Raw genomic sequence first — 15147 nt, forward strand, 5'->3', positions numbered from 1 at the left:
CGTCAGGAATGTCGCCACCAACTGCAAGGCCAGTCTTCAAAATAAACATATCCAGGTCCATGTAGTACATACCACCAGCGGCAAAACCGATTGCGGTTGTATCGTTGTCCAGGTCCATATCTAGGCTAAACGATGCCATGACTTCAACGTTATCGATTACGAAATAACCAACCGTTGGAGCTACATTAAGGACCATTCTATCACCAACAGTGAACGCTGCTGCGCCACCTAATTCCATGGTACCTGCTGTTGTTTGAAATGCTGCCATTGCCTGGCTTGAAACCAATAACGCTAAAACTCCAACGAATGTTGCTAACTTTTTCATTTAACCCTCCAAAGGTTTTGTTGTGGTGCTGGTACTGACCTAGCAGACCAATGGCCCCATGTTTAGAAATTTGCACGTTTATTTTCGTCTCAAATCGCAACACCAGCAAAAAAGCGGGTGAACGCGGATTCAGCGAAACACGTTCTACTGACATTTTGTGGTGCTAATGTCAGCGTCTCAAAATAACCCAATGCGTCATCGCGTGTTTCAAAACAAAACAACATGCGTAATCGATGAATAGTCATCAATCATTTCGTGAACCGAGAAATCAAATCACTCAGCAAACGCACACACTCGCCAAATGACCCCTATAGGTGTTATAATGAAGGTTAGAAGCATTGGACCCAACCTTCACCCCAAGAGGTAGCTATCTCAATTCAAGAAACATTGGATCCTGAAGGTCTGACAATTTCATTTCGAAATTGGGAAGATAAATTTTATTCAACATTTGGCGCGTACGTGCGAAAAGAAATGCGCACTTTGGGACACCCAATAATTGTTGGAATTTCAGGCATTCAAGGATCTGGTAAGACCACTCAGTCTCGTGCACTTCAAAATTATCTAAAATCCCATTTTGGCATGACCACTTGTATTTTATCGATTGACGACTTCTATCGGGACCAAAAAGAGCGTCAGTTACTAAGTGAGAGAATTCACCCTCTGCTTAAGACACGCGGCGTTCCCGGCACACATCATGTAGAAGCAATCAGTGCAGTCATCGATGCCTTAAAACGCGGTGCCGATGAGTCGATTATTTCTATTCCTCAATTCGATAAATCTACCGATAACCCTAAAGCCGTATCCGATTGGAAGGACCAAAAGCTTCCGGTGGATGTCATTCTATTCGAGGGGTGGTGTGTCGGGGCACAACCGCAATCGGCTCAAGAGCTGGCAAAACCCATCAACCAACTCGAAGAGCAAGAAGATGCCGAGGGAACCTTCAGAAATTACGTCAACAAGCAGCTCCAAGAGCAATACGCTTCTCTTTGGAAGAAGATAGATACCCTGGTTTGGCTCCAACCATCCAAATTTGAAATGGTTTACACATGGCGCAAGCAACAAGAATCTCAGCTTGAGATAGATCCCAACAATAACACATCCACTAAAATGGATGACGCCGACTTAAATAGATTTATCATGCATTACGAGCGGATCAGTCGGCATATGATGAACACGATGCCCAAAGAGTCAGACTGGGTGATTGAACTCAACGATGACCAAACTCCAAAATTAGTTAGGCATCCAGATGGGCATTCATCGCCTCAGCGATGAGCTTGACCCGCTCGGGGTCGACCGGCGCCCCAACATTGCCGCCCTGCTTGAGCGCAGTACCTACGATAGCGCCAGTGGCAAACGGCATCAGCGTTGAAACAGAATCTAAAGTTAACCCAGAACCAAGATACACAGGCTTACCATCCGCGGCCCTATGAACAATTTCCAACCGTTCGCGCTCGATTGGCTGACCGGTTGCTCTCCCAGTTACAACCACGCCATCGGCCAAACCGCGCTTGAGGCAATCCTCAGTTGCAGTCACTGGGTCGACCGGCACCAAAGGCTCCGCATGCTTCACCAAAACGTCGGCTAAAATGGCCACATGCTCTACGCCCAGCTCTTTTCGATACCGCAGCGTTCGCCAAGCTTCACCTTCGATGATGCCCTGATCCGTAAGATAAGCGCCCGAGTGAACATTGACTCGAATAAATTCGGCACCCGTCGCCGCAGCAATCCCCAAAGCGCTTTGAGCATCATTGCGCAGGCAATTGACACCAATAGGAACTCCGGAATTTGCGACACAGGCTCCTACCACACGCGCCATCAACGCAACTTGGTGAGGTGGTAAACGACTGGTGGCATCGCCTCTTTGAAACGGAGCAGAGCCGAAATTCTCAACGATGATTCCGTGCACGCCGCCGGCCACGAGAGCGTCAACGTCCCGCATCGCAAAGTCGACGACCTGATTGAATGAAGTATCCGCGCAAGCCTTTGGATCACCTGGCATGGGCGGCAAATGGATAACACCTATAAGTCCTCGAATCATAGAGCCTTGTACACAACCCCGCTCGGGCAAACCAGTTAAGATGCGCATCTAGACATAAAAAAGCGAGCCCTCAGCTCGCTTAGAAGACTATTCAATTTAACATTACGGGCTGCGGACACCACCAACAACGAAGGGAAGCCACTCACGGTAACGTGCTTTAAAACCGCTTGCCTCCAGTACGCCTCGCCATTTCGGCTGCCGGGGTATTGTTAAGAGTGGCATACCCGCCTCTTCGGGAGTCATGCTCGCCTTTGCTGTATTGCAAGGAATGCAACTCGTTACCACGTTGGTCCAGCTGTGCTGGCCACCTCGTGAACGTGGCATCACGTGGTCAAGGTTAAGACGCATCTTCGGCAGAACTGCACCGCAGTATTGGCAAGTATGATTGTCCCTTAGGAAAATATTGCCCCGGCAAAAGCGCACATGGCCGGTTGGAAAACGGCTGTATCTTTTTAAAACGATAATACGGGGAACACAGATCGGACCACCAACGCTCCCAATGGTGTCATCGGAATCTCTTGGCTCAACGTCTAACCATTTGGGTAAATCAAGTTGCTGGTAATCACTGTCGAGGGCAAAAGCGCTCCCGATGAAGAGCATACCAAACGCGCGCCGTGCACCAATCACATTCACGGGCTGATAACTCTTGTTTAAAACCAACACATGCGGGTTCGTCGTCATGATGTAATGTATGGTAGTGCATCAAACACGAGTCAGCAACATTTTCATCATTCAGCAAGTGATTAACCATTATCCACAAATCGACAAAAACTTATGCACACAGAAAAATATTCGCATTAAACACCTAAAATCATTGAATTAATCATTTTTTGTTAATTTTTACGCAACACTTTGACCATTTCTCCCGATAACTAATCTTGGACCTGAAACAACATTTTTGCCTCGGAGTTATCATCTATGCGAGATTTTGCAGCACAATCTATTCCAGCCTCAACCGTTCAAAACAGCTTCTCTTCTATCGCCCCTCCCAAAGATCTCGAAATCAAAATGCCGAAGGCTAACCTGGCCAATCAGCACCCGGAACTCGCAACTCAAGACGCGATGCAAGCTATCGGTTTACCAACCACGGCCCAGCAAGCCGTCAACCCAACCACCCCAAATCTGCAACCCGTCGAGAACAGTTGTGGTGTCTCGCAGTTCAATGGCCCCACACAGACTCAGCCACCTGTTCAATCGGGTACGACCACTGCCCCTACCGCGGTTTCAGAACCCATCGAAGTTCAGGCACCCACAGAGGTTGCTGCGGTTATTGAAGTTGAAGAACCCGAGCCAACCTTTGGCGAAAAAGTGAAGGGTTTCTTCGACAAGGTATTCACAGTGCTTAAGGAGTTATTTAACTTCCTAAAGAACATATTTAGCTTAGTCATGCCGTTCATGGGTCAGCTTGGGCCGCTTTTCGGTGGCATTTTTGGCGGAGGCGGTTCAGGAGCATCCGGCGTAAACCCTGGTGGCTCTACATCTTCCTCATTTCCTGGCGGCAGCTCATCAGGTGGAAGTTCTTCGTCCAACTCTCCAAGCGTTCCCGTTCGTGATCCAGGTACAACCTTCTCCGGCACCGGAACTGGCTCTATCACAGGAAGTTCAGCTGGTCTGCCAACTGGCCCTGTCCTCGATAGACCACGCATCCTTGGCTAAGCAATGAATCAGGGCGGGGGTGAACACGTTCACCTTCCGTCCCGTTTGCACTCACTACCACTCTGACTTACCAATAGAGTTCCTCCATGGAATAGGGAGTTAGATTATGCAGCCCACCCAAACCGACACTATTGTCATCTACATCACGGTGCCAAACGCCGACGAAGCCCAATCGCTTGCCCAAGCTCTGGTCAGTGAAAAGCTCGTCGCCTGCGTGAATATCGTGAGCGGCATTCAGTCGGTCTACTCATGGCAAGGCGAGATTCAGAAGGAGAGTGAGCTCCTCCTAATCTGTAAATCACGTACCGAACGGTTTGAAGCTCTGCAAAACCGGGTGCAATCCTTACACAGTTATGATGTGCCTGAAATCATTTCTATCCCCATCACGAATGGCTCTGAACCCTATCTAAACTGGGTAAGAGAAAATTCGACTCCCCAATAAGCCAACGCTTTATCGGTCAGAGTTCAGGATTTCCCTCACAAAATTTGAGCACACCCCCTCTGAGGGCTATAAGCCCCTTAAGAATAAGCGGGCTCATGTCGTCGCCAGATTAAGCTCTCCTTGATTATGAGGAATCAGTAGACCGCTTTACAATATTGAAAGGGATGAAGATGCATTTCGAAGAACCACAGAAGCCTAAGAAAACACCAATCCGTATCTTAGAAGCCGCGGACAAGCTTTTTTCTCAAATCGGCTTTGATGGCGTGAGTGTAAATGACGTGGCTGTAGAAGCTCGTGTAAACAAAGCCTCAGTCTTCTATCATTTCGGTAATAAAGAAGCGCTCTTCGAGCAGGTACTCACGAATTACCACACTGCGCACCAGACTGCTCTGCAGAGCGCGTTTTCAGATGGTGGTACCAAGCGCGAACGTCTTCATAAAGTCATTGACGCTTACCTAAACTTCATCTGCGAAAACCGTCGCTACCCTACGCTCGTTCAGGGCTTGCTCACTGCCAGTAACGACCGCTCTGCATTCGTTAAGCGTGGTCTTGAGCCGCTTCAAACTTGGATTGAAGAAGCACTCAGCGACGATATCCCAAATATGGGTCCAACTTCCGCACGCCACTTTTTCATCACCGTCACTGGCGCAGTCATGAACTACTTCACCTACGGCCCTGCTCTCTCCGATGCTTGGGCTGAGGATATGCTTGGTGAATCAGGAATTCAGGAACGTCGCGAACACCTCCACTGGTTGGTCGACACACTCCTAGACAACCTTGAGGCTTCGCACTCAGTTGAAAAGCCTAACTAAATCAAGGCCTATTGCTAAGCCGCAGCGCATCTAGCTACCGCCCCCGAGACATCATACCATCTGGTTATGGCCGAACCCGTTACTGCCGCAAACTCTGCCGTCCTAAAGCATGGTGAAGCCTTACGTCCATTTCGCGTAGCACGTATCATGCTTCACGTGGTCCTCGGTCTCTTCTCCTTATGGGTTTCCCTTGAATACTTAGATGCGTACCAAGAATTCATCTGCACCACTGCAGTACTCTCGACCATAGGCCTGCTGGAGACGATTAGATTCCTCAACCCTGGCTTCAACAACTGGGTACTCAATTTTGCATCGATCTTCGCCCATAACCATGAACGTGAACAGATCACGTCCTCGACATGGTTTTGGGTCGCCATGTTTTTCATTTCACTCATTCAAAGCGAACTGGTCTTTGCCCTAACCCTCGCCGTGCTTTCCTTAGGCGACCAAGCTGGCGGTTTCATCGGCAGACGCTATGGCAGCATCGCTTTAATCAATGGACGCTCGCTTCAAGGTACCCTGGCATTCATACTCACAAGCGTTCTGCTTTGCCTCGCGATGCTTTATTTTTACTTCCCCAGCCTAAGCACCAGCCAAATGATTCTTCTCAGCCTCACCGCTTCAGTAAGCGGAGCCATCAGCGAACTGGTCTGCTCAAAAATAGATGACAATTTCGGGGTTGGAATCGGTACGGGTCTTACAACATGGGCCGCCACACTCTTATTCGGACTTCATTGAGCGCTTATCGTTGAGATATTGACCCTATTGCTTCTGTGAAGTGTCAGTTATCCGGCAATTCATCACATTCTAAAAATGTCCGAGTCTCGCAAACACCTGATAAACCGACGCCTTCCTGATTTTTACCAACGTGGCACAAAGGTTGCTTTGTACTTAAGCGTGGAACACTTGGTGCCTGAGGGCGGAGGGAGTGATAGCGTGTTCTTTACTTCAATGATCCAGTTTTTAAATACGGAAATAGAAACCACAACAAAAGCAAAGCGAAAGCCTGAGGAAATTTCTCCAGAGCTCCAGCACATTCAAGCACTCAAAGATACGGTGCAAGAAGAGCAAGGACTCACGGAAGAGTTATACGAAGAATCAGGGCGATTCGAAGCACTTTACTTGCAACTCAGAAACCTAGTGGAAGAGCTGCAAACAACCCCAAACAACAGTCGTCACGAGGATATGATCCTCCAAACGATTACGGAAAAGCGTAGAGAAATCCGAGAAGTTAAAAATCGGATGGACAAGAACTACCGTGCCTTACGCCTGGTCAAAGCACCAGACGGCGAGGTAAACCCAGACGGTGCCGAAGTTCCCCTACTCTTTACTCCAGCCCATGCCGGGGCCATTCACTAGAACGATTCAATATTCGAATGGGAACATGAGTGTGTGTTGAACCGCTGCCAGGTATTCGTACTTGGCAGAGGTTCATCTCACTTGCCGTTGGCGGTTGCTGAATAGGCTTCAATTGCCTATTGTGCCTCGCATGCGAGTCTTCATTTTCTTTATTCTAGCGTTCTCCATGCTTAGCCAATCAGCTCTTGCTGGTCAGCGCTTTACCGTTCTTCATACCAACGACTGGCAGTCTCGTGTTTTGGGTTTTGGGCCCAACAGCGAGTACACCCCACAAACAGTCAACGACGACAAAACCATTGGTGGTTTGGCGAGGCTTGCAACGCTCATCGACCAACGACGTCTTGAGGCGTCCCAAAAAGGCCCCGTTCTTTTACTCGACGGCGGCGACTTTTCCATGGGCACTCTTTTTCATACCGTCACCCGTGAAACAGGCATGGAGCTTCAGCTCATGCAAGCTATGGGCTACGATGCTGCAGCAGTCGGTAATCATGAATTTGATTTCAAGCCACAAGGCTTTGCTGCCATGATTGGCGCCGCCTTAAAGCAAACCGAGACTCTACCCAAACTTCTCATGTCCAATGTCCGCTTTGACCACAGTGCTCCTGAAGACGACGCACTGCAGGCTTACATGGAATCAGGAATCCTCGCGCGTGAGGCCATCATCGAGAAAGGTGGGCTTCGCTTCGGTATCATTGGCCTCATGGGAACCAATGCTGCAGAAGTTGCGAAAGATACGGCGCCTCTAACATTTGATAAAAATACCGAGGTCGCTCATCGAATGAGTTACCTTCTCAAAAACAAACACAAAGTCGATGTGGTTATTCTTCTAAGTCACGGTGGTATTCTCAAAGCGCCAAGCGGCAACTGGATTGGTGAAGACTTCGATCTTGCGGAAGCGGCACCCGAAATAGATTTAGTGGTCGGAGGCCATTCACATACCCCGCTTAAAGAGCCTCTCTTATCTAAATCGGGTACGCCTATTCTTCAAGCCGGCTCCGATGGACGGTTTCTCGGAGAAATTGAAATGGAGCTCACACCGCAAGGATTAAAAGTAATAAACTACACGCTGCACGCCATCGACGACTCCATACCTGGTAAACCTGAAATCACGCAGCTCGTTGATACGGTTAAACAAACCATAAGCGAGAAGATTCTAAAACCGCGTGGCTACACCTTTGATCAGCCCATCGCTTCGACCAACAAAACTCTTAAGCGAACTTTCAATGATACAACTCTGGGTAATCTTGTCACCGATGCCATAAGAGTTGCAGCCGGTAGTGACATAGCAATCACCGGTAACGGGACCATCCGCGACGAACTCCACGTCGGCAAATCCGGCATTCAAACCGTATCCGACTTGTTTAGAATCACACCGCTTGGTGTGGGTATCTTCGACAACGAAGCTGGTTACCCACTCACCAAAATGTACCTTAACGGGCGAGACCTTAAAGGACTCTTTGAAGTCTTACTTCTTGCCCATACCATCAAAGGACCCTCTTACTTCCCACGGTTCTCTGGAGCCATTATCGACTACAACCTCTTTAGAATGCCATTTGACAGAATTGTAGATATTCAAATTGGTAGTCAAAAAGATGGCTATAGATTGATAGACCTAGGAGATGACTCGGATGAACTCTACAGTGTGGGGGCTACAAGTTATGTTGCAAACTTTGCATGGACCATCGCAACACTGAGTAAGGGCGTCATATCAATTACACCCAAGGATAAAAACGGTGTACCGATTCAATCGATTAAGGGAGCCGTCATCGATGCCGACCCAAACCTCGAAGGAACTCAGGAATTAAAAGAATGGCAGGCACTGCTTCATTACGTCACCGCTCTACCAGACATCAACCAAGATGGACTTGCCGATATTGAGGCGGCACCTGGACTCGATGAAGAGCGCATCTCTGTAAGCAATAGTTTTTCACCGGTCGCCCTTCTTAAAAATGCCAGCCCGATTATGTGGACAACAACACTCTTTGCCTGTTTTCTTATACTTGGCACATTTCTCTACTTCATCAGACTCTCTTTTAAGTTCTATGAAGCTATTCGTTGATTACCTTAGCCTACGTCGATAGGAATTCATCATGAGTAAACACCCTTTGCATGACGCCATCCTCGAGCAACTACAAGACACTGAACCAACCGGCCCCGCCGGACAGCTCGTTGACTTAGCCTACGACCACCTGGTTGCTCTCAAAGTGGGTGAGCTGGTGGACTTTGACGCTGTAGCCGATGACATTCTCGATGTTATGGCTGGCGATGGACCCGGGATTCTACTGGACCGACATGCTGAAACTTTCCTCGAGTTTGAACGTGCAAGAGTCACGGAGACCGGAGAGACACTTGGCGACGCTGTCCCCCAGGTGATTGTCGACGGTATTGAAGAACGGATGAATCGGCGGATGACCCTCCCCAAAGGGTTTGGACGTGATATTGTCGACCCGGCCTTCATACGTAATCTCGTCACCGGCTCGCTTACGGAAACCTTGGAAAACTTTCTGACCAAGTTACCCATTATCGGCGGAAATGATGACAAATCCTCAGGGAGCTCCAGTGGCAGTGGCGGACTATTTGGAAGCATCGCCCGAAAAGGAGCGAAGCGTCTTCAAGATGCAGGCAGTGCATTATCTGGAATAGGTGCCGGTCTCCAAGAGACACTCAAAGGTCAGGCACGAGATTTTGCCGCACAATCTGCCGATAGATTAAAGCAAGGAATTGTGGATGGCTTTAATTCAAAGGATAGCCGGGGCGCTCTGAAAGCTATGCGCAAGCGAGCACTTGATGCGGTCCTCAATCTCAAGCAATCCGATATTCACGTCATGCTTGACGACCCTAATCTAGAAACTCAAATCCTCTGGGCCAAAGAGTTCTTAAAGCACAACTTGGCTCGCCCTGAGATCCGTGCTGCATTGAAAGAACAAATCGTAGCCGGCCTAAAGCGAGACGAAGACCGTACCATTGCAGATATCCTGAAAGACGCAGGGTTGGACAAGATTGCACAGGAACGCGTACGTGCTCATTTTCTGCCTCAAGTTGGGCAACTCGCAAGTTCATCTGCGTTTGGGGATTGGCTCAATAACGTCCTAACACAAGCAGCCAGCAGGTGACGAAGCCTTCAGGTTACGTTGGTCGCTTTGCACCATCAACGACCGGACATGCTCACCCCGGAACCATCTTGGCGGCTCTCCTAGCTTGGCTTGACGCACGGTCGCAGAACGGAAAGTTCATTTTGCGACTGGAGGACCTTGATCCTGAGCGCGCTCAAGAAAACTACGCCGCAAGTATGCTTGAAGACCTGACCTGGTTTGGGTTGGACTGGGACGAGCTCAACATTCAAAGCGAGAATCAATCCAACCATGAACAAGCTTTAGATACTTTAGCTCAGGCAAGCCATCTTTATCCCTGCAACATGAGCCGTGCCCAAATTAAAAAGTATGGTATTGCATCACCAGATGGCGGATTCGCATACCCCAATACCAATCAAAACAAAGCACTGCCCGAGGGTGGTTGGCGAAAATCTCAAGATCCACTTCGAGCAAAACTGCCGGTCGAAATATTCACACCTCAAGAACTCTCAGAAAAAGACCTCTCGCAAAACCCGAGTCTTGCACTGGGTGATCCGGTGGTTCGACGACGTGACGGCGCCACAGCCTATAACCTTGCTGTCGTTGTAGATGATGACAGGGCCGGGGTCACTCATGTTGTGCGTGGCGAAGACATTGCGAGCAGTACCGCCACTCAGATAGCCTTGATGAGTGTGCTCAAAATCACACAACCTATTTACCGTCACCACTTCTTGTTGCTTGAACCACGCGGCGACAAGCTTGCCAAGCTCCATGGGTCCATCGGTGCCCCTCTGTTACGAGAACATTACAGCGCTGCTGAACTTTGCGGAATTCTCGCCCATATTGCCGGGCTCACCGATTCCCTAACTCCCTGTTCACCTCAAAGTCTTATTAGGCACTTTGACTGGGAGAAAATAAGAAAAGACAATATTGTCCTAGAATGGGATGAAACAAACTGCCGCTTAACCTGGGAATAAAAAACATGAAGTATATTCTCAGTGCCAGTGCCGCAGCCTTGTTACTCGCTCTCCAAGCAATCGCCACAGGCGGCTTGAACTACCTTCTCATGTGGCCAGCTCTTTCACTCATCACCGTCGCAGGGGCATACTCCGGTATCGGCGCAGGAGTATTTGGTAAGCGAGCCGACGGTACCATGCGACCCTTTAACAGACTCTTGATGTTACCTTTTTGTATTCCATACGAGCTGGCCTGGAAGCTATATCTCAGCAAACAAGAGCCCGCCTGGCATCTGATTACACCTGGCCTCTGGCTCGGCCGACGGGTAAGAGCTGAAGAACTCCCCAACGGGGTAGGTCTCGTTGTTGATGTTACGGCCGAGTTCGAAAGCTTTAAAACAGTGAGAGAGAACTACACCTACTGGACACTTCCAACCTTAGATGCCCGTACTGCCAGTACCGAGAAGTTCAAAGAACTCAGCGAGCGCATCGCGGCTTGGTCTCAAAGCGGCGTTTATATCCACTGCGCCAAAGGTAGAGGACGTTCTACGACACTCTTGGTCGCGGTTTTGCTGGAGCGAAATCACGTGCAATCCATAGACGAAGCCATGAATCTGATACGGAGCCATCGGCCTCAGGTAAGACTCCATAAACCACAAAGAAAGGTTCTGGAGTCTTTATATGAGCGAGCTAATACTTAGGAAATAATTCCACTGCCGCCGCCGAAGCCGCCTGCACCAGGCATACCCGGCATTCCACCAGGGCCCTGACCCGGAACAACAATCCGTGAGGCTTCACGTCGCTGCATTTCCTTCACTTCTTCAATCATCTTCTCAATGGCTTTGTTAGCGCACCCTGCGAACGCTTCAATAGCGTCAGCCAAAGATGCTGCCTCAATCGGGAACTCTAATGGTACAGGGCCTGACTGAGTCATAATCTGAGTTTGACCAGAATACTCTGAAGGCCGCGCAGTGTCGTCGCTGCCGTCTACTTTAACCGGAACCAACACGCGAATGGCTCCCATTTTCATGTCGGTGATTTTTTCCTCGCGGAATAGGTTTTCAGCATCAAACTTCATCTCTTCGAGACTGGTTGTTTCAGTGTCAGACATCTCTGTATCTCCATTGCGATAGACGGCCAATCAAGCCCAATCCAGGGGGATAAAGCTCTTGGTCAAACGTTCTTGCACCGCCTTGCACGAATAGTAAAGTACAATTGCGCACCTTGCTCTTAGATGAAGGGAATTCAACATGCCAAAGGGTCACCCCAGCCGACTTACTTCCATCCTCATTATGGGGCTCGCCTACGTCTTATCTGGCGTGGTTGGAACCGCTATTGTTTGGTTCTCACCTGAAATGGATCCCCTCAATCATATGATTTATGCTGATTTGGCGGCTACTTTGGTGATTTTCGCGTTCAGCGTTGCACTCAACAATTCAAGCCTCTACGACCCTTATTGGAGCATCATTCCGCCCGCAATCGTAACCTATTGGGCCCTTGGCTCTGGCTATTCATTCGGCACTGTCGCGGCCTTGAGTATGATCCTCGTTTGGCTCTGGGGCATCCGGCTCACATGGAATTTTCTACGAGGCTGGCCGGGACTTGTCCATGAGGACTGGCGCTACATCAATATTCGAAACTTCTCGAAGAAGCTGTATTGGCCGGCAAGCTTACTGGGTATTCACCTATTTCCAACAGCCATCGTTTTCGCCGGGCTTTACCCAATTTATTTAGCTATTTCCAGCCCGGCCATTGCCAGCGAGGCTCTCGTTTATGCGGGCAGCGCGCTCTGTCTGCTGGCCATCGCCATCGAGACCATTGCTGATGAGCAGCTCCGTACCTTTGTTCAATCTGGCCCCGTCAAAGGCAGCTACCTTAAAACTGGGCTTTGGAGCATCGTTCGTCACCCCAACTACCTGGGCGAAAACCTGTTTTGGTGGAGCCTCGCACTTGTAGGTTATGGCGCAACTCAAGAGTGGGCTTGCTTTATCGGCGCTGTCTCAATGACAGCTATGTTTGTGTTTGCCAGTATCCCGATGATTGATAAGCGGATGCTTGAAAGACGGCCTCATTATGCCGAGCACAAAGCCAAAACACCGGCACTTTTTCCCTGGAAAGGGCCGCGGCCTTCATAGGTATGAAACTCTACTCTTAAGCTGATTTTGCTTCTGCCAAGTCAGACACAACTGAGACAAGATCGCCTTCCAAAGTTGCCTGCATCGCCTGCTGAACTTTCTCATCTCCCACGACCTTCATTCCGATACGCAGCGCACCGCATAGCTCAATCACGGGTGCTAGGAAGCGCCCCAAAGTGTCAGTTGGAAGACCATTTCGTAAATCTAAAATCACACAAGCAAAGCAAGCAGCCGAAGCTACCTCTTTGACGTTTTCCATAAGCTGCTTACGCACATCAGCCATCAGTGCTTCTGGGTTTGCATCCCCTACTTCAATCTGCTGAAAGGTCACGACGTTGTCTGTTAGCTCGGTGTAATCCTTGTCGCCAAAAGCTGTTTCAATCAGTTCCTTGACCTCATCACCATCAAATGGCTTCGTGATAAAGGCATCAAATCCATCGGTCTTGGCCTGAGCTTTTGGATCTGCTTGATTGGCGAGGTAAAGCGCAACAAGTTTCGATTTGGGTTGAAGCTTTTTGAGTTCAGCGCCCAGCGAGATGCTGTCGACTCTTGGGATATCCATGTCGACCATGATCATTTTATAATCACGCTTCGAACAGGTGTTTACTGCAGCTTCCTTGGTGGTAGCGTGACCGATGCGAATACTATCGTCCACATGACGACGAAGCGCTCTGGAAACAGACTTCATGTCATCAATCATCAAGAGACTTGAAGACTGCTCTTTGGCCGCTGGAGCTTCGCCAGGTTTTACTGATGCAGTTGAGGTCGATTTCGTGTTGGGTTTGCTTTTGGTTTTTACAGTCGCTCCAGCCGGACGAATACTAGGCTGCGGCTCCCCACCCGCTTGAACCTTCGCGGCCGCAATCGTGTCCTCATTGGCTTCTTCTTGAGCACGTTGTAATTTTTGGTCGTAAGCGGTTCTTAAAGCGGCTTCCAGCTTCTGTTTTAAATCGGGCGGGCTGCAAGGCTTTAAAATATAATCCAAAACACCATGCTGCATGACGCGTTGGATATTGGAGGTTCGAGACTCAGCGGTGAGCAACACGACCGGGGTTTGGTCCCCACGTGCTCGTAATTCTCGAATCGTGTCCTCGCCCGTCATGTTGGGCATGTCGAGATCGAGAATGATTAAGTCGAACGTTGTTTCCTCAAGTAGAGTCAACGCTTGTTGGCCATCGGGTATGCCAACCACATCGTAGTTGGGGTGCAACCAGTTTTTCATACCTGTCCGCAAGGCGCGGCTATCGTCGACACAAAGAATCTTTGGTTTCATGGACGGTGCTGATTTCCTTCGCACTGTGTTTCTCGCTCAGCTACAAACGAAAACACAGTACTTTTCCATTATTTTTAGATACCCTACTAGTTTTCTGGTTTTAGGAGAATCTTGCAAGGTTTGTGTGAAAAGACCTCTGAAAATAAAGGCTTTACTTGCCAGAATCCTGTAATATCCGTAGGTACCCATAAGAGTTCCCAGCATCAGGGCGCTCCAACCACGTCCAAGGAATTTAACATGTTTAAAGTCAGTAAAACCCTCATTGTGCTCTCTGTGCTTCTTTTTAGTGCCCCTATTTGTCTTTCTGCCGCTCCTAAAGCACCGAAAGAGCCGACTAAAGACCAGTGTTTAGTGCAACTTAAAGTTGCCGATATGGCCTGCCCTATGGGCTGCTCACCGGTTGTGTCGAAAGCCATCAAAACCGTCAAAGGCGTGGCTTCCGTAGAGGTCATCTTTGAACAACGGCTGGCTCGGGTGATTGGCAACAAAGCTGCTTGCACTCAGCCCGCGCAAGAGCAGATGATCCAAGCAGTCAAGAAGGCTGGCTACTCCTGTGAGCTTGCCAAGCTAGAGAAGAAGACAGCGCAGTCGAAAGCTCTATAAAACGCGCTGATTGAGCAGATTTCCCCTAAGAATCGCGTGGAAGTACCACATTATGGTACCATTTTGTTCGGATGAGCATACGCGCACTTTCAGAGAATCGATTCTTACGAAACGTTTTAAGTACCCATTTGGTCTTAAGCGTATTCTTGTGTCTGCTTTGTTCGACCGCGTCGGCAAACCAGGTGGCAGTGCATGAATTAACCTCGTCTGAACAAGTTGCACCGGAGCTTGCTCAAGCTCTTAATCCCGATTTATTGGCAGCACTTGATACCGTCCCCCGTCTCGCGGTTCTTTCTCATCACGATATCCAAGCCTACCTTGAAAAGAACCCCGCTCTTCAACCGAAGGACTGCGAACCCGACGCATGTTTTTTCGAGGTTAGTAATAACTTCGAATCGGAATTACTTTTAACCGCAACCTTGGGCCGAATAGGTAGAAAATGGGTCGCAAGCCTTACACTGACCCATCTTGAATCCA

Annotated in this window: 18 protein-coding genes; 13 read left to right on the forward strand and 5 right to left on the reverse strand. The window is 49.1% G+C overall.

Translation table 11 applies throughout. From position 1 onward, the window contains the following. Window positions 1–325: hypothetical protein (locus HOK28_24835; GenBank protein ID MBT6436339.1), on the reverse strand; the 325-nt coding region annotated here is incomplete at its 3' end. Between the two features lie 459 nt (window positions 326–784). Here HOK28_24835 and HOK28_24840 point away from each other — a divergent pair. After that, the gene (locus tag HOK28_24840; protein ID MBT6436340.1) at window positions 785–1597 is read left to right on the forward strand and encodes a kinase; all 813 of its coding nucleotides are present in this window, start codon (window positions 785–787) and stop codon (window positions 1595–1597) included. Here HOK28_24840 and HOK28_24845 read toward each other — a convergent pair. Together HOK28_24845 and HOK28_24850 are read right to left on the reverse strand one after the other, a co-directional pair. After that, window positions 1560–2363 (reverse strand): BtpA/SgcQ family protein, encoded by an 804-nt coding sequence (locus HOK28_24845; protein MBT6436341.1) that lies wholly within the window; start codon window positions 2361–2363, stop codon window positions 1560–1562. The genes HOK28_24840 and HOK28_24845 overlap by 38 nt on opposite strands. Before the next feature lie 102 nt (window positions 2364–2465). After that, the gene (locus HOK28_24850; GenBank protein ID MBT6436342.1) at window positions 2466–3044 is read right to left on the reverse strand and encodes an HNH endonuclease; all 579 of its coding nucleotides are present in this window, start codon (window positions 3042–3044) and stop codon (window positions 2466–2468) included. Between the two features lie 237 nt (window positions 3045–3281). Between HOK28_24850 and HOK28_24855 the strand changes: the two genes are divergently transcribed. The 9 genes from HOK28_24855 (at window position 3282) to HOK28_24895 (ending at window position 11360) form a co-directional block, all read left to right on the forward strand. Further along, on the forward strand, window positions 3282–4019 hold the full coding sequence (locus HOK28_24855; GenBank protein ID MBT6436343.1) for a hypothetical protein: 738 nt from the start codon (window positions 3282–3284) through the stop codon (window positions 4017–4019). A 106-nt stretch (window positions 4020–4125) separates the two neighbouring features. Then, window positions 4126–4461, forward strand: coding sequence for a divalent-cation tolerance protein CutA (locus HOK28_24860; protein ID MBT6436344.1), 336 nt, complete (start codon window positions 4126–4128; stop codon window positions 4459–4461). A 170-nt stretch (window positions 4462–4631) separates the two neighbouring features. Beyond that, window positions 4632–5273 (forward strand): TetR/AcrR family transcriptional regulator, encoded by a 642-nt coding sequence (locus tag HOK28_24865; GenBank protein MBT6436345.1) that lies wholly within the window; start codon window positions 4632–4634, stop codon window positions 5271–5273. A 66-nt stretch (window positions 5274–5339) separates the two neighbouring features. Further along, window positions 5340–6011: a hypothetical protein gene (locus tag HOK28_24870; protein MBT6436346.1), complete on the forward strand. Its 672-nt coding sequence runs from the start codon at window positions 5340–5342 to the stop codon at window positions 6009–6011. Between the two features lie 198 nt (window positions 6012–6209). After that, entirely contained in the window at window positions 6210–6632 is a 423-nt protein-coding gene (locus HOK28_24875; protein MBT6436347.1) for a hypothetical protein, read from the forward strand. Between the two features lie 130 nt (window positions 6633–6762). Then, the gene (locus tag HOK28_24880) at window positions 6763–8691 is read left to right on the forward strand and encodes a bifunctional metallophosphatase/5'-nucleotidase (protein ID MBT6436348.1); all 1929 of its coding nucleotides are present in this window, start codon (window positions 6763–6765) and stop codon (window positions 8689–8691) included. 31 nt (window positions 8692–8722) lie between these two features. Beyond that, window positions 8723–9745 carry a hypothetical protein gene (locus tag HOK28_24885; GenBank protein MBT6436349.1) on the forward strand — a complete coding sequence of 341 codons (1023 nt, stop codon included), beginning with the start codon at window positions 8723–8725 and terminating at the stop codon, window positions 9743–9745. Next, complete coding sequence (locus HOK28_24890; GenBank protein ID MBT6436350.1) at window positions 9742–10680, forward strand: hypothetical protein; 939 nt, start codon at window positions 9742–9744, stop codon at window positions 10678–10680. The genes HOK28_24885 and HOK28_24890 overlap by 4 nt, the downstream gene beginning before the upstream one ends. 5 nt (window positions 10681–10685) lie before the next feature. Beyond that, entirely contained in the window at window positions 10686–11360 is a 675-nt protein-coding gene (locus tag HOK28_24895) for a hypothetical protein (protein ID MBT6436351.1), read from the forward strand. Here HOK28_24895 and HOK28_24900 read toward each other — a convergent pair. Continuing rightward, window positions 11357–11770 carry a hypothetical protein gene (locus HOK28_24900; GenBank protein MBT6436352.1) on the reverse strand — a complete coding sequence of 138 codons (414 nt, stop codon included), beginning with the start codon at window positions 11768–11770 and terminating at the stop codon, window positions 11357–11359. The genes HOK28_24895 and HOK28_24900 overlap by 4 nt on opposite strands. A gap of 139 nt (window positions 11771–11909) precedes the next feature. Between HOK28_24900 and HOK28_24905 the strand changes: the two genes are divergently transcribed. Next, window positions 11910–12794 (forward strand): DUF1295 domain-containing protein, encoded by an 885-nt coding sequence (locus HOK28_24905; GenBank protein ID MBT6436353.1) that lies wholly within the window; start codon window positions 11910–11912, stop codon window positions 12792–12794. A gap of 16 nt (window positions 12795–12810) precedes the next feature. On the opposite strand, the gene HOK28_24910 is transcribed toward HOK28_24905, so the two are convergent. Then, a complete protein-coding gene (locus tag HOK28_24910; GenBank protein ID MBT6436354.1) occupies window positions 12811–14067 on the reverse strand; it encodes a response regulator in 1257 nt (418 codons plus the stop codon). Between the two features lie 237 nt (window positions 14068–14304). On the opposite strand from HOK28_24910, the gene HOK28_24915 reads away from it, so the two are divergent. Continuing rightward, the gene (locus HOK28_24915; protein ID MBT6436355.1) at window positions 14305–14670 is read left to right on the forward strand and encodes a hypothetical protein; all 366 of its coding nucleotides are present in this window, start codon (window positions 14305–14307) and stop codon (window positions 14668–14670) included. Window positions 14671–14741: 71 nt separating this feature from the next. Further along, the coding region (locus HOK28_24920) for a hypothetical protein (GenBank protein ID MBT6436356.1) at window positions 14742–15147 on the forward strand (406 nt) is incomplete at its 3' end.

The sequence above is a fragment of the Deltaproteobacteria bacterium genome (genome assembly GCA_018668695.1).
Classification (GTDB): Bacteria; Myxococcota; XYA12-FULL-58-9; order XYA12-FULL-58-9; family JABJBS01; genus JABJBS01.